Source organism: Streptomyces sp. NPDC127038, assembly GCF_042725875.1.
Taxonomy (GTDB): Bacteria; Actinomycetota; Actinomycetes; order Streptomycetales; family Streptomycetaceae; genus Streptomyces.
Genome location: NZ_JBHXDQ010000054.1, coordinates 49391 through 66978, shown reverse-complemented (window position 1 = coordinate 66978; position 17588 = coordinate 49391). Strand labels below are relative to the sequence as shown.

The 17588-nt window shown below is 72.2% G+C and carries 16 protein-coding genes and 1 pseudogene; 11 read left to right on the top strand and 6 right to left on the bottom strand.

Annotation, left to right across the window (positions count from 1 at the left end; genetic code table 11):
- Nucleotides 1–103: 103 nt before the first annotated feature.
- Both ACFWI4_RS30210 and ACFWI4_RS30205 read right to left on the bottom strand, forming a co-directional pair.
- Nucleotides 104–2101, bottom strand: coding sequence for an alpha-1,4-glucan--maltose-1-phosphate maltosyltransferase (locus tag ACFWI4_RS30210; protein WP_387202581.1), 1998 nt, complete (start codon nucleotides 2099–2101; stop codon nucleotides 104–106).
- Between the two features lie 103 nt (nucleotides 2102–2204).
- Nucleotides 2205–2396 (bottom strand): annotated as a pseudogene (locus ACFWI4_RS30205) (DUF5133 domain-containing protein); the annotation flags it as partial.
- A gap of 304 nt (nucleotides 2397–2700) precedes the next feature.
- Here ACFWI4_RS30205 and ACFWI4_RS30200 point away from each other — a divergent pair.
- The 3 genes from ACFWI4_RS30200 (at nucleotide 2701) to ACFWI4_RS30190 (ending at nucleotide 6592) form a co-directional block, all read left to right on the top strand.
- Complete coding sequence (locus tag ACFWI4_RS30200) at nucleotides 2701–3216, top strand: pep a2 (protein WP_387202578.1); 516 nt, start codon at nucleotides 2701–2703, stop codon at nucleotides 3214–3216.
- Between the two features lie 166 nt (nucleotides 3217–3382).
- Entirely contained in the window at nucleotides 3383–4780 is a 1398-nt protein-coding gene (locus ACFWI4_RS30195) for an FAD-binding oxidoreductase (protein WP_387202575.1), read from the top strand.
- A gap of 402 nt (nucleotides 4781–5182) precedes the next feature.
- Nucleotides 5183–6592 carry a hypothetical protein gene (locus ACFWI4_RS30190; protein WP_387202572.1) on the top strand — a complete coding sequence of 470 codons (1410 nt, stop codon included), beginning with the start codon at nucleotides 5183–5185 and terminating at the stop codon, nucleotides 6590–6592.
- A gap of 54 nt (nucleotides 6593–6646) precedes the next feature.
- On the opposite strand, the gene ACFWI4_RS30185 is transcribed toward ACFWI4_RS30190, so the two are convergent.
- Nucleotides 6647–7438 carry an SDR family NAD(P)-dependent oxidoreductase gene (locus ACFWI4_RS30185; RefSeq protein ID WP_387202569.1) on the bottom strand — a complete coding sequence of 264 codons (792 nt, stop codon included), beginning with the start codon at nucleotides 7436–7438 and terminating at the stop codon, nucleotides 6647–6649.
- 785 nt (nucleotides 7439–8223) lie between these two features.
- On the opposite strand from ACFWI4_RS30185, the gene ACFWI4_RS30180 reads away from it, so the two are divergent.
- The 3 genes from ACFWI4_RS30180 to ACFWI4_RS30170 all read left to right on the top strand — a co-directional run bounded on the left by ACFWI4_RS30180 (nucleotide 8224) and on the right by ACFWI4_RS30170 (nucleotide 10455).
- Nucleotides 8224–8709 carry an ATP-binding protein gene (locus ACFWI4_RS30180; RefSeq protein ID WP_387202566.1) on the top strand — a complete coding sequence of 162 codons (486 nt, stop codon included), beginning with the start codon at nucleotides 8224–8226 and terminating at the stop codon, nucleotides 8707–8709.
- Between the two features lie 248 nt (nucleotides 8710–8957).
- Nucleotides 8958–9473: a hypothetical protein gene (locus ACFWI4_RS30175; RefSeq protein ID WP_387202563.1), complete on the top strand. Its 516-nt coding sequence runs from the start codon at nucleotides 8958–8960 to the stop codon at nucleotides 9471–9473.
- Nucleotides 9474–9618: 145 nt separating this feature from the next.
- Complete coding sequence (locus tag ACFWI4_RS30170) at nucleotides 9619–10455, top strand: hypothetical protein (protein ID WP_387202560.1); 837 nt, start codon at nucleotides 9619–9621, stop codon at nucleotides 10453–10455.
- Between the two features lie 27 nt (nucleotides 10456–10482).
- Here ACFWI4_RS30170 and ACFWI4_RS30165 read toward each other — a convergent pair whose 3' ends face one another.
- Complete coding sequence (locus ACFWI4_RS30165; RefSeq protein WP_387202557.1) at nucleotides 10483–11022, bottom strand: hypothetical protein; 540 nt, start codon at nucleotides 11020–11022, stop codon at nucleotides 10483–10485.
- A 458-nt stretch (nucleotides 11023–11480) separates the two neighbouring features.
- On the opposite strand from ACFWI4_RS30165, the gene ACFWI4_RS30160 reads away from it, so the two are divergent.
- Entirely contained in the window at nucleotides 11481–12131 is a 651-nt protein-coding gene (locus ACFWI4_RS30160; protein ID WP_385404578.1) for a DUF4360 domain-containing protein, read from the top strand.
- 89 nt (nucleotides 12132–12220) lie between these two features.
- Here the strand turns inward: ACFWI4_RS30160 and ACFWI4_RS30155 are convergent, their stop codons facing one another.
- Nucleotides 12221–12427 (bottom strand): hypothetical protein, encoded by a 207-nt coding sequence (locus tag ACFWI4_RS30155; protein ID WP_387202553.1) that lies wholly within the window; start codon nucleotides 12425–12427, stop codon nucleotides 12221–12223.
- A gap of 196 nt (nucleotides 12428–12623) precedes the next feature.
- On the opposite strand from ACFWI4_RS30155, the gene ACFWI4_RS30150 reads away from it, so the two are divergent.
- From ACFWI4_RS30150 to ACFWI4_RS30135, 4 genes are all read left to right on the top strand, one after another.
- Nucleotides 12624–12860 (top strand): chaplin, encoded by a 237-nt coding sequence (locus ACFWI4_RS30150; protein ID WP_385404574.1) that lies wholly within the window; start codon nucleotides 12624–12626, stop codon nucleotides 12858–12860.
- A gap of 301 nt (nucleotides 12861–13161) precedes the next feature.
- On the top strand, nucleotides 13162–13413 hold the full coding sequence (locus ACFWI4_RS30145) for a hypothetical protein (protein WP_339127506.1): 252 nt from the start codon (nucleotides 13162–13164) through the stop codon (nucleotides 13411–13413).
- Between the two features lie 11 nt (nucleotides 13414–13424).
- Nucleotides 13425–14618 carry an SPFH domain-containing protein gene (locus ACFWI4_RS30140; protein WP_385404571.1) on the top strand — a complete coding sequence of 398 codons (1194 nt, stop codon included), beginning with the start codon at nucleotides 13425–13427 and terminating at the stop codon, nucleotides 14616–14618.
- A gap of 176 nt (nucleotides 14619–14794) precedes the next feature.
- Nucleotides 14795–16270 carry an FAD-binding protein gene (locus ACFWI4_RS30135; protein ID WP_387202549.1) on the top strand — a complete coding sequence of 492 codons (1476 nt, stop codon included), beginning with the start codon at nucleotides 14795–14797 and terminating at the stop codon, nucleotides 16268–16270.
- An 81-nt stretch (nucleotides 16271–16351) separates the two neighbouring features.
- Here the strand turns inward: ACFWI4_RS30135 and ACFWI4_RS30130 are convergent, their stop codons facing one another.
- The gene (locus ACFWI4_RS30130) at nucleotides 16352–17299 is read right to left on the bottom strand and encodes a TauD/TfdA dioxygenase family protein (RefSeq protein ID WP_387202546.1); all 948 of its coding nucleotides are present in this window, start codon (nucleotides 17297–17299) and stop codon (nucleotides 16352–16354) included.
- Nucleotides 17300–17588 lie beyond the last annotated feature (289 nt).

Genomic DNA, 17588 nt, shown 5'->3' with positions numbered 1-17588 from the left:
GAGCGGACCAGGACCTCGTAGAAGACGGCGCGTTTGAACCACTCGGGATCGCGGTCCTTGGCCGGGGTGTCCTCGAACGTGTCCGGGACGGGCTCATTGACCATCATGCGGGGGACCCTCCGATCCGCGTTGCCGGGCCGACACTGAGCACATGTGCACCGCCCGGACCCAGGCGCACAAAGTTGGACCTGCCCCAGTTGTAGGTCTCGCCGGTGAGCTCGTCGCGCACCGGCACGCGCGCGTGCTCGCCCGGAGCGAGTCGCGGCATGTCCAAGGACACTGTCGCCTGCCGGGTGTGGTGGGGGTCCAGGTTCGCCACGACGACCACCGTGTCGTCACCCGTTCGCTTGCTGTAGGCGATCACCGCATCGTCGTCGACCTGGTGGAATCTCAGATTCCGGATCTCCCGGAGCGCCGGGTGATCCCGTCTGATCCGGTTCAGCCGGGTGATCAGCGGGGCGATCGTACGGCCCTCGCGCTCGGCCGATTCCCAGTCCCGCGGACGCAGCCGGTATTTCTCGGAGTGGAGGTATTCCTCGCTGCCGGGGCGCAGGGGGGTGTTCTCGCAGAGTTCGTAGCCGCTGTAGATGCCCCAGGTGGGGGAGAGGGTGGCGGCGAGGACGGCGCGGAGTTCGAAGGCGGGGCGGCCGCCGGCTTGCAGGAACTCGTGGAGGATGTCGGGGGTGTTGACGAAGAGGTTGGGGCGCATGCGGGCGGCGGAGTCGCCGGCCAGTTCGGTGAGGTACTCGGTGAGTTCCTGTTTGGTGTTGCGCCAGGTGAAGTAGGTGTAGGACTGCTGGAAGCCGATCTCGGCCAGGGTCCGCATCATCGCGGGCCGGGTGAAGGCCTCGGCCAGGAAGATGACGTCGGGGTCGGTGCCGTTGATCTCGGCGATCACCTGTTCCCAGAAGACCACGGGCTTGGTGTGGGGGTTGTCGACGCGGAAGATCCGCACCCCGTGGTCCATCCAGTGACGGAGCACCCGCACGGTCTCGCGGACCAGTCCCGGCATGTCCCGGTCGAAGGCGATCGGGTAGATGTCCTGGTACTTCTTCGGCGGGTTCTCCGCGTAGGCGATCGTGTTGTCCGGCCGGTGGTGGAACCACTCCGGGTGCTTCTCCACCCACGGATGGTCCGGGGAGCACTGGAGCGCGAAGTCCAGCGCGATCTCCAGACCCAGCGAGGCGGCCCGGGCGACGAAGGCGTCGAAGTCCTCGATCGTGCCCAGCGCGGGATGGACGGCGTCGTGCCCGCCCTCCGGTGAACCGATCGCCCAGGGCACCCCGACGTCCTCGGGGCCCGCGGACAGCGTGTTGTCCGGACCCTTGCGATGGGTCGTGCCGATCGGATGGACCGGCGGGAGGTAGACGACGTCGAAGCCCATCTCCGCGATCGCCGGCAGCCGCTCGGCCGCCGTGCGGAACGTACCGTGCGCCGACGGACCACCCCGCCCGTTCTCCGACCGCGGGAAGAACTCGTACCACGCCCCGAACAACGCCCGCTCCCGCTCCACCAGCAACGGCAACGGGAGGGAACGGGTGAGCCGTTCACGCAGCGGATGCTCCGCCAGGGTGGCCGCCACCCCGGGCGCCAGGGCCGCCGCCAGCCGTTCGGCCGGGGGCAGCGCGTCGTCGCGCAGGGTGTGCGCGGCGGCCAGCACCACGGCCCGGCCGGCCGTGTCCGGCACGCCCTCGGCGGCCCGCTCGTGCAGCAGGGCGCCCTCCTCAAGCACCAGCCCGACGTCGATCCCGGCCGGGACCTTGATCTCCGCGGAGCGCCGCCACCCGGTCACCGGGTCGCTCCAGGCCTCCACCAGGTAGGTCCAGTGCCCCGTGCCCCACGGAGTGACCGGGGCGCCCCAGAGATCGCTTCCCGGGGCCAGTTCACGCATGGGCGTCCACGGTCCGCGGCCGCCGTCCGGATCCAGCAGGACGACGTTCGCGCCGACCACGTCGTGGCCCTCGCCGAACAGGGTGGCGGTGACCTGGAAGGTCTCGCCCACCACGGCCTTGGCGGGCCGTCTGCCGCAATCGACGACCGGCCGTACATCCCTGACGGGTATACGGCCGGTCGTCGTGCGCGCGTCCGTCGTCGCGTCCATGCGTCTCGCCTCCGCGGTTCTGGGCCCGAGTCGTCGTCGCCGCGAAAGGCCCTTTCGGTGCGGTCCACCGGGGACCGTCGTCTCAGATCCGTGCCGGAACGTCCTGCAGGTAGACCTCGGCGGCGATCGCCGCCTCCCGCGCGCAGCGCTTCCCCATCAGCACGCACAGGGTGTATCCCGTGTTCTCGAAATTCCCCCGCACCACGCGGTCGGCCGGAGTCGCGAGGAGCAGGCGTTCCCACGCCCGGTAACGCTCCAGGTGTCTGGCGACCTCGGCTTTGGCAGGCAGCAGCATCACGCTGGTCACCTTCCCGATCTCTCGACCGCGCACGGCTCGCCTGGCCGGCGGATGAGGGCCGTACGCGAAGGGGAGCCGGTCCGTCACGGAGCGACACCCTCACTCATGGTGCCTGTACAGCGACCGAGCGTCTTGTTGGTTCTTCAACCAGATGGCGTGGCGCTCGTGTTGCACGAATGGAGTAGCCCTCTCATGCTGAGGTTACTCAGGAGCGATCGGCGCTCACGCTTCGCAGTCGGGGCCAGGTCCCGCAGGGGGCGATGTGCGGAGCGGGAGCCTCGCCGGTGAGGAGCCAACGACGATGAACGCCGCAGTTCCCTGCTACTACCACCTGGACGTGGAGCTCAGTCAGGAAAAGGTCGGACAGGTCAGGCGCATCCTGGCCGCGCACCTCAGGTACTGGAACCTGGAGAATCTGGTCGAGTCCGTCGGCCACTGCGCGGAAGCGCTGCTGCGCACCATCGAGCAGCACGCGGCCGACAAGAACACGACGATCGAGATGTGGTGGAACGGCCGGCGCCTGTTCGCCGCCGTCTCCGACAGCAGCCAGGACATCGGTCCGCACCGGGCGCCCCAGGGATGCCTGGCCCAGATCGCCGCGCTCAGCGACGGCTGGGGCTGCTGTGCCACGGGCACCGGCGGAAAGATCATCTGGTCCTCGTGGCGGGCCCGTGCCGCCGACCGGGCCCCGCTGGACCCGCCGGTGCCCGCGCCCTGTCTGCGCGTGGCGCGTCCGACGCCGCTGTACGCGGTACTGCCGGAGCCCGCGCTCGCCGCAGGACGTGAGGAGACGGGACCGGTGATCTCCCGGGTCTGAACGTGACCGGGCGGGGGCCCGGGAGTCAAGTCGCCGAGCTAGGCGCATGGCGCGGGGTTAGGCTGGTTCCTGATCGGGCTGAAACAGGCACATCGGACCAATCGGCGGGAGCCGGTCCACGGCCTGGGCATCGGACCTGGGGCTGTCTCCAGATACGGGGATCCACATGTCCATCACACCGGTACAAGCGGCGCGCCAGGAACTGTCGGGATTCAAAGGGCAGTTGATCGGCCCTGAAGATCCCGGGTACGACGAGGCCCGCGCCGTCTACAACGCCATGATCGACCGGCGGCCCGCCCTGGTGGCGCGCTGCACCTCCCCGGAGGACGTCGCCCTGATCATCGGCTTCGCCCGCGACCACGCCCTGCCGCTCGCCGTGCGCGGCGGCGGCCACCACGGCGCGGGCCTGAGCACCTGCGACGACGGAGTGGTCCTCGACCTCTCCCCGCTGAAGGACATCGAGGTCGACCCCTCGGCCCGCACGGTACGCGTCGGCGGCGGCTGTCTCCTCGGCGAGGTCGACCGCGCCACCCACGAGCACGGCCTGGCCACACCGAGCGGCATCATCTCCACCACCGGGGTCGGCGGCATCACCCTCGGCGGCGGCCTCGGCCACCTCACCCGCGGCTTCGGGCTGGCCATCGACAACCTGCTGGAGGCCGAACTGGTCCTGGCCGACGGTGAGCGCGTCCGGGCGAACGCCGACGAGAACCCCGACCTGTACTGGGCGATCCGCGGAGGCGGCGGCAACTTCGGCGTCGTCACCTCGTTCCTGTTCCGGCTGCACGAGGTGAGCACGGTCGTGGCGGGTCCCACGTTCTGGCCCGTCGAGAGCGGTGCCGAAGTCCTCACCGCCTACCTCGACTTCATCTCCGGCGCCCCGCGCGAACTCGGCGGCTTCTTCCTCTTCGCCTCGGTCCCGCCGGGGCCGCCGTTCCCGGAGGAACTGCATCTGAAGAAGGTCTGCGGTGTGATGTGGTGCCGGGTCGGGGACGACACCGACGCGGCGGCCCGGGACATGGCCCCGCTGCTGGACGCGCTGCCCGCGCCGCTGCTGCACGGCCCCGCGCCGATGCCGCACCCGGACCTCCAGTCCGCGTTCGACGGCGTCTACCCGCCCGGCGACCAGTGGTACTGGCGCGCGGACTTCGTCGACCGGCTCCCGGGCGAGGCCGTCGACCTGCACGCCAAGTTCGGTGCGGAGATGCCGACCTGGAAGTCGACCATGCACCTGTACCCCATCGACGGAGCCGTCCACGACGTCGGTCCGACGGACACCGCCTGGGGCTACCGGAGTTCCGGCTGGGGCGCCGTATACGCGGGGGTGGACTCCGACCCGGCCAACGCGGAGACCGTCAAGCGGTGGAGTGTCGAATACTCCGACGCCCTCCACCCGTACTCGGCGGGCGGCGCGTACGTGAACATGGTGATGGCCGAGGACCAGGCGGCCGTCCGGGCGAGCTACGGCGGCAACTACACGCGGCTGGCGCAGGTGAAGGCCGAGTTCGACCCGGGCAACCTTTTCCGGCTCAACCAGAACATCGAACCGGCGACGACCGACTGACCGGCACCGCGGACCGCCCCGGCCCCGACCCCGTCCCGCCCGCCGGGTGGACAACCCGCACGGCGGGAGAGTGCGTGCGGGTTGTCCGGTTGTGGGGGCGTGGTGGCGGCTCGGGATCATCCGCGGGCGCGGGTCGGTGTCAGGGGCCCGCGGCGGCGCGGATCGGTGTCGGGCGATCGGAAAGTGTGCCACGCGGCCGCCGGCGGGGACAGAGTGATACGGAACGTTGCGTAATTGTCGGAACGCCGGTTGCACAGGCGGCGGACCGGCCACCATAGTGACCGGGTGATCCGTCGCACATTCGGTGGCGGTCACGCTCAACTGTGCTTTCTCGTACCGTAATTGATGTCGTGTCAGGTATGTATCGAAGCGCAGCCGCGTGCGGATGTGAGGCGATACGGGGTGGCCGGCGTGACCGAGGGACAGGCGAGGAACGCCGGCAGGGCCGCCGGGGGCAACCGGGTGCTGGCGGCCGCGCTCAAGGAGGCGGGCTGCTCCTACGCCTCCCTCGCCCTGCGGGTCAACGAACTGGGGCGCAGGCAGGGCGCCGACTCCCACTACGACAAGGCCTCGGTCACCCGTTGGCTCCAGGGGCAGCAACCCCGGGGAACCACGCCGGAGTTGATCGCCGCCGTCCTGTCCGAGCGGCTCGGCCGCGCCCTGTCCCCCGCGGACCTCGGCTTCCACTCCGATCCCCAGCGCCCGGTCGCGAGCCGAGCGCTCGGCTACGGCGAGGACGTGGCGGAGACGTTGCACACGCTCGCGGAACTGGGCTCCACCGACATCTCCCGGCGCGGCCACCTCGGCACCGTCCCGTTCGTCGCCTCGGCCCTGACGCACCCTCAACGCGAGTGGCTGCTGTGGCTGTTGGAGCACCAGGGGGCGCTCTCCTCGCCCCCGCGGGTGGACGGCGGCCCCGTCGAGCAGGTGCACGCGATGATCGCCGTCTTCGACCAGATGGACAACCACTACGGCGGCGGCGGGGTGCGCACCAGCATCGTGCACTACCTCTCCACCGAGGTCGTCCCCATGCTCCAGCAGCGCGCCCTGCCCGCCGGGCAGCGCCGCCGGCTGTACGCGGCCGCCGCGCGCCTGGCCGCGATGGCCGGCTGGAGCTCGTACGACGCGGGGGAGTACGGCCTCGCCCAGCGCTATATGACCCAGGGCCTGCGCCTGTGCGCCGAGGGCCGCGACCGGGTGCTCGGCGGTCAGATCCTCGCCGGTCTCTCCCATCTCGCCACCGGCCTCGGCCGCCCCGACGAGGGGGTGGCACTCGCCCGCGCGGGCATCGTCACCGCGCAGGGCGCCGGCAGCCCCCTCGGTCTGATGCGGCTGTACGCCATGGCGGCGCGCGGACACGCGGCGCGGGGCCGCTCCGACGACACGGCCGAGGCGTTGCGGCTGGCGGAGCGGCAGTGGTCCGCGAGCAAGGGGGCCGAGCAGGAGTCGCCGTGGGTGCGTTATCTGGACCACCACTATCTCCAGGCCGAGTCCGCCCTGTGCTTCCGTGACCTGGGGCTCGCCCGGCAGGCGGAGCGCACGGCGAGCGAGTCGCTCGGCTCCGGCGCGGACCGGCGCAGGCGCCAGGCCATCAGCCGCTCGGTGCTCGCCACCGCGCACCTCCAGCAGGACCGCCTGGACGAGGCGGTCGGCACCGCGACCCTGGCGCTGGAGAACCTCGGCGCCGTCCACAGCGAACGGTCCGTGCAGGCCCTGCGCGACTTCCGCAGGCGCCTCGAACCCCGCAGGACCGAACCCGTCGTGCAGGAGTTCGAGCGCCGTTCGCGCGGGGTCCTCGGGGCGGCGGCCTGAGGAGCGGGCGGGTCCGGAGCGGGGCACCGGCGCCGCCGTCGTGGCGGCGCGGGCTCAGTACCCGTCGGGGGAGGGGGCGTTCTGGGCGCGGTCGACCGGGAGGTGCGCGCCGGAGATCCCGCTGGACCAGTCCGACAGCAGGAACGCCACGACCCGGGCGACCTCCTGCGGTGCGACCGGCGCGCCGCCCGGCAGCTCAGCCGCCACGAAGCGGGCGAACGCCTCCGGCTGCTCCCGGCGCATACGGTCCCAGCGCCGGCCGGGGATCAGCATGGAACCGGGGGAGACCGCGTTCACCCGGATCCCGTGCGGCCCGAGTTCGCGGGCCAGGGAGGCGGCGAGCTGGATCTGCGCGGACTTGGCGACCGAGTACTGCGCGGGCGGGCCCGGCTTCCAGCCGGAGATCGAGGAGATCACCACGACGGAGCCGCCGCCCGCGGTCCGCAGATGCGGGACGGCCGCCCGCACCAGCCGGGTCGCGTGGCCCACGTTCACCGCCCAGGTGGCGGCCCAGTCCTCCGCGTCCGCCTCCTCGAAGCCGCCGCCGCGGGAGCCGCCCGTGCAGGCCACCACCCCGTCCAGGCCCCCGAAGCGGTCCGCCGTGTCCGCCACGAACCGCTCCAGATCCCCGGGCGCGGTCACGTCGAGCCGCCGGGTGAGGAGACCGGGGCCCATCGAGGCGGCCAGCGTCTCCAGATCCTGCGCGGTGCGCGCACAGGTGGCCACGCGCACGCCCTCGGCGGACAGCAGCCGCACGATCTGCTCGCCGAGTCCGCGCGTACCCCCGGTCACCAGCACCCGTTTGTCCCGCAGCCCGGCCCGGACGGTGTCATCGTCAAGGGACACCGTCGCCCCGCCCCCGTTCCCGTTCCTCACAAGATCGAACATACATCCCGCACCACTACGCGCTTGCAACCGGACAACCCGAATACCCCCTGGTCGCCGCCGCAGTCCGGCGTGTTGGCTGCTCGGGCAGCCGCCGAGACAACCGCACCCGGGCCGTGCCCGAAGGAGGACCGATGCCGGCATCCAGGGCACCGCGCCGCGAACCGTCGCCCGGACCGGCCGACGGCGACCGGGCTCCCGGGTGCCGGGGCCGGGTCCCGGAACAGGGCGCGCACCCGGCGGACGGCCAGGCGCTCCGCACCCACCTCCCCGAACGGACCGACCCCCCGCCCCCGGCCGACCCCGCACACGCACGCGCCCTCCCGGAAACTCCGACACCGGCCGAACCGGGTCACGCGCGGGCGTTCCCCGAACCTCCGGCGCGGACCGATCCCGTACGCACGCCCGCGCCGCACCCGAAAAATCCGGCCCAGGCCGACCCGGTACATACGAGGTCGGCGCTCCCTGAAACTCCGATACCCGGCGAGCCCGGGCACGCCCGGGCGGCACTCCCGGAAGCCCCGTCCCCGGCCGCCCCCGTGCACACGAGGTCGGCCCTCCCCGACATCCCGGCACCCGCCGATCCCGGTCACGCGCAGGCGGCGCTCCCGGAAGATTCGGTGCCGGTGGAGCCGGGTCACGGGCGGGCGGACCTCCCGGAAGCTGCGGCGCCGATCGATCCCGTACGCCCTGGGGCGGCCCGTCCCGGCCCCCCGGCGCCCGCCGATCCCGTACCCGCGCGGGACGTGCCCCCCGAAGCCCCGGCGCAGGCCGTGCCCGGTGGGACCGGCGAGGCGGAGGGTGCCCCGGAGGGTCCGGTGCGCGGGGTGCACGGGATGCGGGCCACCGTCGCCGCCCACCCTTCCCGGGTGCCCGGTGTGCGGGCCATGGTCGCCGACTACCTCACCCGGCTGGGGCTCCCGGCCCGGCTGGTCGAGGACGCGGTGCTCGCGGCCGGCGAACTCTTCACCAACGCGCTCAGACACGGCAGCCCCGACCGCGGCGGCCCCGTCACGGTCGGCATCGAGTGCGACCCGTACGAACTGCGGATCTTCGTCGCCGACCGCTCGTCCGCCCTGCCCGAGCCGCGCACGGCGGACGGAGGCGAGGAGTCGGGACGCGGACTGGCGATCATCGCCGAGCTGAGCGACGACTGGGGCGTCGCGCCGGCCGACCCGGGCACCACGGGGAAGAAGGTGTGGTTCTCGGTGCTGCTCCGGAGGACGCCGTGAAGGCGACGCCGGACCGGTCCGCGCGGCGAACGGCGGCGGCTCCGGGCGGAGGCGGGTGAGGCCGCCGGGGAACGTGATGTGCAGCACGCGCGAAATACCCCGTTCGGGTGGCGCGGAATGATTCTGGCTGGGCACGGCTTGATCACCGATCAAGAAAGGAAAATTCGCTGGCCACGGTATGTGCGGCGCATTTGACACTTCGTTGAGGGCACAGATAGGAACAACTCTCTGAAGTGGAGAGGTGGACTGTGCGCGAGCCCAACGTGGTCGGGGACTGGCAGGAGTACGACGAGCAGGCCGGCCTGCGTGTTCGCGTTCATGGCGTGGAAAAGGCGGAGCCCCCGAAGGGGCGCGACGACGCGGCCGACGAACTCACGTACTTCAGATTGCGGGTGACCGTCGAGAACCGTGCCACCGAGCATTTCGGCATCCACCTGGAGGACGGCCAGATCGATATCCGTGTCGGCGCCGACGGCGAGAGCGCCTTCCTGGACTGGCGGAACTCGCAGTTCATCGAGGGCTACGACGTCTATCCCCTGCGCCGGGCCACCGCGGTCCTCTTCGCGGCGGGCCCCGACGCCGTCCTGAACCGGATGGACATCCAGATCCAGCTGAAGGTCGACGACGAGTGGACCGAGCGCTATCTGTGGGCGGGCGGCATCGCGAACGACACGCCCCTCGACGCGGCCGCGTCCTCCGACCCGGCCCGGGACAGCCTGGCCTGCCAGGTGAGCACCTTCCTGCGGCGCGAGGCGGAGTCCTGAGCCCACCGGTTCCCCTGTCGGCCCGCACGAGGGCTCCCGTCCCGGCCCGCGAGAGGATGCGCGCGTGCCCCGTACGGGCAAACCACCCGAAAGGTGACGGGAAGGGCGAACGACGGATTTCGGCGCGGCGGGCTAAGGTCGCCGGGTGAGTCGAACCGAAGCGCGCTCCGAAGGCGCGGGCCCCTTCACGACCCGGCTGACCTGGCGTCTCATGGACGGGCGCATCGCGGTCTGGGAGTCGCGCCGGGCGCGTAAACGCGGCCTGCTCACGGTGCGAGCCCCCGGGGAGACGGAGGCCCGCTCCCGGCGGGCGGACACCGTGTCCATCGCCCGGCTGCGCCGGCTGAACGCCATCGCCGCGACCGCGTTCACCGTCGGCGGGCTGCTGTTCGCCCTCGGGGCCGGGTTCGCCCAGTTCGGCTCGCACGGCGTCACGGGCGTCTGGATCTACTTCACGGGCGGCCTGTTCTTCAACACCGGGGGCTACGCGTCCCTGCTCCAGGCCGTGAACGCTCCCCGCCGCGACAGCGAGTCGGACGCGCTGGCCGGGCGGCGCTGGCGGTGGTGGAGCTACGAGCCGGGCCGCATCGACTGGCTCAGCACCTTCCTGCTGTTCGTGGGAACGCTGGTGTTCGGCGTCAATCTGGTGGACTCGCTGATCAAGGGGCTGTCGGTCCAGCAGGTGGACCGGCTGATCTGGGCCCCTGACCTGGTGGGCTGCGTCCTGTTCCTGGTCTCGGGCCACCTCGCGATCGTGGAGGTCTGCCACGGGCGCCCCCGTGTCCTGGCCGGGGACCTCGGCTGGTGGATCGTCGCGGTCAACCAGCTGGGATCCGTACTGTTCTTCCTCTCGGCCCTCGCCGCCTTCACCCGGCCCGCGACCGGCAGCCTCGTGAACGTCGACATCGCCAACTGGGGCACCCTCGCCGGAGCGCTCTGCTTCTCGGCCGGGGGCGTGGTCCAGTTCTTCGAGCGCCCCTGAGGCGCCCCGAAGGTCGTCCGGGCGCCGCTAGCGGTCGCTCGCCGGGTTGCCCTCCACCCACTGGATGAGCAGCTGTCGTACGTACGGATTGCCCTCCTGGGCGGCGTGTGCGAGCCGCTCGGCGCTGGCCCGTGCCGCCCGCCAGCCCGCCGGGGTGTCCTCGGCGTTGGCGTGGTCCGCGGCGGCCAGCGCGTCGGCCGCGAGGAGCCGCAGGTCCTCGGAGAGGTCGTCGTCCGCCGCGGCCCGGTACGCCTCCAGGCGCACGGCGGCGAGGGCGGAGGGCGAGGGGGCGGGCTGCGTCGGCTGGGCGTAGCCGCTCACCGCTATGACCACGCAGAAGGTGGCGACGTCCCGGCGGCTCTCCGACTGGCCCTTGGCGATGGCCGGCGCCAGCCAGTGGGGGGCCCGCCAGTGCGAGACCGCGGTGGCGAGGACGAGGGCAACGGCCAGCAGTGCGAAGGGGATCCAGCCACCGAAGAACCAGGCGATCGGCCCGAGGACCAGGAAACAGACAGCACCGCTCATCCATATCCGGCGGCGGCCGAGTCTCAGGTGTCGTGGATCCATGTGTCTCAGTGTCGCAGGGGTGTCCGGGACGCGCTGAGGGGGCGGGTGATTCGCACGGACCCGACGCCTCCCGGCCCGCCCGGGGGCAGGGGGAGGACCTCCCGGAGACACCCGGGTGCCCGCCTGTGGACGAGGGTCCGCAGTCGGCGTGAACCGTGGTGAACGGGGCCCGTGACCGGGGAGGCGGGTGTGAACGGCGCGTATCGAATGGCCGGAGATGGCCCTGTCCGCCGCGACCGCCGGTACGTACGATTTCGTCGCTCCCGGCCTTCACAGCTCATTCACAACCGGGAGCGGCTCGCGCTGCGCATTTGTCATGGGCATGTACAAGCGAGCCGCACGTGATCCACGCACAGGTCAGCGACGGTTCCCCGCCCGAGCGGGGAACCGCACCCCCCATTCACGGCGGCGCGCCCGTGTGCCGCCGCCGGAACACCGACGCAACGGATTGGAGCACCATGGCCGGTGGCCTGTTCATGGGCGGCGCGATCGCCGCTCTGTTCGCCACAGCGCTTCCCCTGTCGAGCCCGTCCTCCGGTATCCAGGACCCGCCCCCGGACAAGATCGTCATCAGTGTCGCCACGGTCAACGGGTCCGGCTGCCCCCAGGGCACCGCGGCCGTCGCCGTCTCCCCGGACAACACCGCCTTCACGGTCACCTACAGCGACTACCTCGCCCAGGTCGGCGGCAACGCCGACCCCACCGCGTTCCGCAAGAACTGCCAGCTCAACCTGATCGTGCATGTTCCGCAGGGCTTCACCTACGCCATCGCCCAGGCGGACTACCGGGGCTTCGCCTCGCTCCAGTCCGGCGCCACCAGCACCGAGAAGGCCTCGTACTACTTCCAGGGATCCTCGAACACGGCCGCCATCACCCACCCCTTCCGCGGCCCGTACGGCGACGACTGGCAGGCCACGGACACCACGGACTGGGCCCAACTGGTCTGGGCTCCCTGTGGTGTCCAGCGCAACTTCAACATCAACACCGAGCTCCGCGTCAACGCGGGCACCTCGGCGCCCGGCAGCTCCAGCTTCATGACCATGGACTCGACGGACGGTGACATCAGCACCGTCTACCACCTGGCATGGAAGGAGTGCCCCGCCTCCTGACCCGCCCCCTCGCGCGCAGGCCCCCGGGCCGGCTCCACCGCATCGGAGCCGGCCCGGGGGCCTTCCTGCCGCGGCGTCCCGGACAGGCCCTAGGGCAGCAGTTTGTCCACCGCCGCCGAGCCCTCGTCCTTGAGCTTGCGCTCGGCCCAGGCGAGATTCTGCGGTGTGACGTCGCGACCCGCGGCGAGAACCAGGTCCTCGGCCGTCACCGGGCCCTCGGTCCCGGTGTGCAGCAGTGTGTCGGGGGTCGCCCTGTCATCGGAGGGCACGGACGCGTCGGGCTGGCTCGTTGTCATGGTTTCTCCCTGTTCCACCGGGTCTGTATTCACGCTACGGGCATTCCGTACGCCCCGCGCGACGCGCCCCGGACCCGGCCCGCTCCCCGGGTGCCCCGGAGGGCGAACCCCCGTTCGGCTGCTCTGGAATGTCGTCATGTGTTCGCAAAGGTGATGGTGGAGGAGCTCGCACCACTGCGAATGAACGGAGCTTGGAATGCGTATTCGTCTGATGGCCGCCGCCGGACTTGCCAGCGTCGCCCTGCTGGCCACCGCCGGGACCGCCGCCGCCGACCCCGTACCGGTGGTCGGTGCAGCTGCGAACAGTCCCGGAGTCCTGTCCGGCAACGTCATCCAGATCCCCGTCACCATCCCCGTGAACCTGTGTGGCAACACGGTCAACGTGGTGGCGCTGCTGAACCCGACCGCCGGGAACACCTGCACCAACAACTGACGGTCGACGGTTCGCGGGTCCGGGCGGTCACCGCCCGGACCCCCGCGGCCCGCTCCGAGCCCGGCGGCACACTCACCCTCCCGAGTGATCCGCCGGGCTCACGCGTGTCACCGGACGGCAACGTTGTCGTCCCGGCCGGCGGCAAGACCTATCGCTTCACCCGTGTTGAGCCCACACTTCTCCTGAGACACCCGGCGCGCCCCCCTGTCGAGGGGCCGTCGAAGGACGGGGGGCGTACCTGCCCCGGAACGGCTGGGTCTAAGGTCAGAGGCAGATTCAGAGTGATGGGGGGTGGCCGGCTGTGGTGCAGGACGAAGCCGTGATCGGCTGCACGGGGGAACTGCTCATCGGCACCCGGGGAACCGCCGGTCCCGGCGAGATCCTGGTGCGTGTGAGAGGCGGATCCGAGACCTTCCACGCCTGGTCCCGGGAACCCCTGCCCAAGGGGGCGACCGTGCTGGTGATCGAGTCCAGGGGATGCCGTGAGGTCGACGTCATCGAGTGGGCCGATCCGCTGGACGCGCTCGACGGCGACGCCGTCGGCGCCGGTTGAGAAGGAGAAGCATGTTCGGTTATCGCGTACCCGCTCCCGATGAGGCGATGTTGATCTCGGGTGGCAGGCGGGGACTGGGGGGCGCGCCGTTCCGAGTGGTGACGGGGCACGGCAAGTTCGTGCTGCCCGTCTTCCGTAAGACCCGCTTCCTGACGCTGTCCATGTGCGAGGCGGAGGTCACCGAGACCTGTGTCACGAAGCAGGGCATCTCGCTGCACGTCCGTGCCGTGATCGCGTTCAAGGTCGGCAACGACACCGAGAGCATCATCAACGCGGGACAGCGCTTCCTGTCCGACCAGGACCAGATGTCGGTCTTGACGGGCCGGATCTTCGCCGGCCACCTGCGGTCCATCATCGGTTCGATGACGGTCGAGGAGATCGTCACCGAGCGGCAGAAGCTCGCCGCCGAGGTGCTCGACACCTCGAAGCTGGAGATGGCGAAGATCGGCCTGATAGTCGACTCGCTCCAGATCCAGTCGATCGACGACGGCGACACCGGCTACATCGACGCGATGTCCGCCCCGCACAAGGCGGCCATCCAGCGACAGGCCCAGATCGCCCAGGCGCAGGCCACGCAGGCCTCCGTCGAGGCGCAGCAGGTGGCGGCGCGCAACCAGGCCGAGTACGCCCGGCAGACGGCCATCGTGCAGGCGGAGTACTCGGCCGAGGTGGACCGCGCCCAGGCGCAGGCCGCCCAGGCGGGCCCGCTCGCCCAGGCCCACGCGCAGCAGGAGGTCCTCGCGGCGCAGACCGAACTCGCCCAGCGGGCGGCTCAGTTGCGTCAGCAGCAGCTGGTCGCCGAGGTCGTCAAGCCGGCCGAGGCCGAGGCCGCGCGGATCAAGGTCCTCGCCATCGCCGACGCCGAGCGCATGAAGATCCAGGCCGAGGCGGCCGCCTCGCACGACCGGGTCGCGCTCGACCGCATGCTGATCGACCAGCTGCCGCTGATCGTGAAGGAGGCGGCCGGCGGTCTCGCGGGCGCGAACGTCAACGTCCTCAACGGCGCCGACGGTCTCGGCGAGATCGCGGCCGGGCTGGTCGCGCAGGGTCTGACCATCCTCGACTCGGTCCGCCAGAACCTCGGCGGGCAGAACAGCGAGGGCGGCTCCGCGAAGGCGAACGCTCCGCTGGAGCTCTCGGGGTACAGCCGTACGCCGGTCGACGTCGACGGCGACGAGCCGAAGGGCGCGTCGACGGCCAACTGACCGTCCCCGGAAAGCGGTTCACCGCGTCCGCCGTCCCTCCCGGGGCGGCGGACGCGGCCGTTTCGGGGGGCAGTGGCGTCCCGGCACGCGCGTTCGGATCAACCGGCCCCGGGGACTCTCAAGTCCCTTACACTCGGCCCCAGTTGATCTCGAAGCGGCCGCACCTGGAGGAGCGCATGCCCCGGACACCCTCGCGACGTACCGCACTTCAGGGCCTGGCCGCCGCCGGCGCCGCGGTCGTCGGATTCGATCCCTTCACCCGCAGCTGGGCCGCCTCCACCACCGGCGCGAACGGCCGCCCGCTCGCCGGTCTCCCGCGGCTCGACGGCACCGTGCACACCGACGACGCCTCCCTCACCGCGGACGCCGACGACTTCGGCCACATCGTCCACCGGCGTCCGGCCGCGGTCCTGCGGCCCGGCTCGGTCCGCGACATCGTCGCCATGGTGCGCTTCTGCAACAAGCACGGGGTGTCCGTCGCACCGCGCGGCCAGGGCCACGCCACCCAGGGACAGGCACAGGTGGACGGTGGCCTGATCATCGAGACCGCGCCCCTCGCGTCCATAGGCCCGGTCGGACCGGACAGCACCACGGTCACCGTCGGCGCGGGGGCCCGCTGGAGCCAGGTCGCCCGGGCCGCCCTGGCCCACGGACTCACCCCGCCCACCTTCACCGACTATCTCGAACTCTCCGTCGGCGGCACCCTCTCGGTCGGCGGGATCGGCGGCCAGACCCACCGGCAGGGCGCCCAGGTCGACAACGTCACGGAACTCCAGGTCGTCACCGGCGCGGGCGACCTCGTCCGCTGCTCCCCGGACCGCCGCCCCGACCTGTTCCACGCCGTGCTCGCCGGACTCGGCCAGTGCGCGGTCATCGTCGGCGCCACCCTGCGCCTGGTCCCCGCGCCCGCGACCGTACGCCACTACCTCCTCCCGTACGACGACCTGCGCACCTTCCTCGACGACCAGCGCCTGCTCGTCGAGGAGGGCCGGTTCGGCTATGTCGAGGGCCAGGTGAGCGCCGACGCCGACGGGGCCTTCCGCGGCTATGTCATCGAGGCCGTCGCCTACGGACCGCCCGTCGGGCCCGCCCCCGACGACACGGCGCTGCTGCGCGGGCTGCGCCACGACCCCGCGGGCGCCCAGGTGAGCGACCTCGGCTACTACGACTTCCTCGACCGGCTCGCGGCCTCGGTCGCCGCCCTCCAGGAAGCGGGCCTGTGGGCCTTCGCGCACCCCTGGCTGAACCTGCTGCTGCCGGGCCGCTCCGCGGCGGCGCTGGCCGAATCGCTGCTGGCGGACCTCACCCCGGCCGACCTCGGGCCCGGTGTCGTGCTGCTGTACCCGGTGCTGCGCGCGAAGCTGCACGCCCCGCTGCTGCGCGTCCCCGACGACCGGGTGTCCTATCTGCTGGCCGTCCTGCGCACGACCCCGCCCGAGGACACCGCGACCGTCGACCGGCTCCTGGCGGCCAACCGGGCCGCCTACGACACCGTCCACGCGGCGGGCGGCACCCACTACCCGGTGGGCTCGGTGCCCTTCGACGCGGCGGACTGGCGCGAGCACTTCGGCCCCGCCTACCGGCGGCTCGCCGCCGCCCGGCACACCTACGACCCGCGGGGGATCCTGGTCCCCGGGCAGGGCGTCTTTTGACGGCGGCCCGCGCCCCGGGCACGTGCGGCCCGGCAGCGCGGAGACCGGGCCCATGGCGGTCCGGCCCCCCGGCGGCCGGGTTCACCAGCGGCCGGGCTCGCTGCCCGTGACCGGTGTCGACGGCTCACCGTCCACCCCGACCGGCACGTCGCCGGTCAGCATCACCCGGTGCATGATCCGGGGGTGGTCGAGGTGGGCGGTGTCGCTCGGTGCCAGATGGATGGTGGCCCGGTTGTCCCAGAAGGCCACACTGCCCGGCTCCCACCGGAAGCGGACCGTGTACTCGGGCCGGGTCGCCTGCTCCAGCAGCAGGTCGAGCAGCGCCCGGCTCTCCGGACGGGACACCTGGAGGATCTGCTCGACGTAGTAGCCGTTGACGAACAGGATCCGCTCGCCCGGCTCCGGGTGCACCCGCACCAGCGGGTGCTCGGTGGCGATCTGACGGTCCAGCAGATGACGGACGTACGCGTCCTCGCCCGGCCTGCTCTGGTATCCGACCCCGAGCCGGTGCTCGGCCCGCAGGGTGTCGGCGAAGGCCCGCACGGGCGCCGAGAGACCCGCGTAGGCGGCGGCCAGGTTCGACCAGGTCGTGTCCCCGCCGTACGGGGGGACGGTCTCGGCGCGCAGGATCGTCGCGGCCGGGGGATCGACCCGGGCGCCGTGGTCGCAGTGCCAGCCCCGCAGCAGCGAGTGGCGGCGCCTGCGCAGCCACTCCTCGTGGTCCATGCCGTAGCGGCCGCCCAGTTCGAGCCGGTCGGCCGTCGTCTCCACCTCGGGGAAGTCCCCGGGCGACGCGCCGCCCCGCGACCGGAGGCGGACCGGGGTCCCGAACCGGCGGGCGAAGGCGAGGTGCGAGGCGTGGTCGAGTCGCTGGCCGCGGAAGAACAGGACCTTCCAGCGCAGCAGCGCCGCCCGGATCGTGCCCACGGCCTCGTCCGTCAGCGGCTCCGCCAGGTCGACTCCCGTGACCTCGGCGCCGATGTGTCCCGCCGCCGGCTTCACTTCGAGGGATGCGACCTGGTCCGTCATGGGGCCTCCGTGGTCCGTGGGTCCGTCGTGTCGGCTCCAGCATGACCGTTCGGCCGGGTGCCCGACAGCCCGCCTCGCGGGCGCCGGCGGGGCCCCGCCGGGCGGGGGAGGGGCGCGTACGGGAGGGGGCGCACACGGGAGGCGCGCGGCGCGCACGGGGTGTGTCCGGTGTCCCCACGCCACCCGGTCGCACTCCCTGTCGGAGGGCGGGGACCGCGCCGAGAATGGGCGCAGTGAACGGGGCCCGCCCTCCATCCGCATAGGGGCGGGGCCCGTTCACTTCGTCGTG

Excerpts from the sequence above, each read along its gene's own strand:
- ACFWI4_RS30210 (WP_387202581.1), bottom strand. The coding sequence starts at position 2,101 with ATGGACGCGACGACGGACGCGCGCACGACGACCGGCCGTATACCCGTC.
- ACFWI4_RS30135 (WP_387202549.1), top strand. The coding sequence starts at position 14,795 with ATGCCCCGGACACCCTCGCGACGTACCGCACTTCAGGGCCTGGCCGCC.
- ACFWI4_RS30165 (WP_387202557.1), bottom strand. The coding sequence starts at position 11,022 with ATGGATCCACGACACCTGAGACTCGGCCGCCGCCGGATATGGATGAGC.
- ACFWI4_RS30155 (WP_387202553.1), bottom strand. The coding sequence starts at position 12,427 with ATGACAACGAGCCAGCCCGACGCGTCCGTGCCCTCCGATGACAGGGCG.
- ACFWI4_RS30195 (WP_387202575.1), top strand. The coding sequence starts at position 3,383 with ATGTCCATCACACCGGTACAAGCGGCGCGCCAGGAACTGTCGGGATTC.
- ACFWI4_RS30200 (WP_387202578.1), top strand. The coding sequence starts at position 2,701 with ATGAACGCCGCAGTTCCCTGCTACTACCACCTGGACGTGGAGCTCAGT.
- ACFWI4_RS30160 (WP_385404578.1), top strand. The coding sequence starts at position 11,481 with ATGGCCGGTGGCCTGTTCATGGGCGGCGCGATCGCCGCTCTGTTCGCC.
- ACFWI4_RS30140 (WP_385404571.1), top strand. The coding sequence starts at position 13,425 with ATGTTCGGTTATCGCGTACCCGCTCCCGATGAGGCGATGTTGATCTCG.
- ACFWI4_RS30130 (WP_387202546.1), bottom strand. The coding sequence starts at position 17,299 with ATGACGGACCAGGTCGCATCCCTCGAAGTGAAGCCGGCGGCGGGACAC.
- ACFWI4_RS30150 (WP_385404574.1), top strand. The coding sequence starts at position 12,624 with ATGCGTATTCGTCTGATGGCCGCCGCCGGACTTGCCAGCGTCGCCCTG.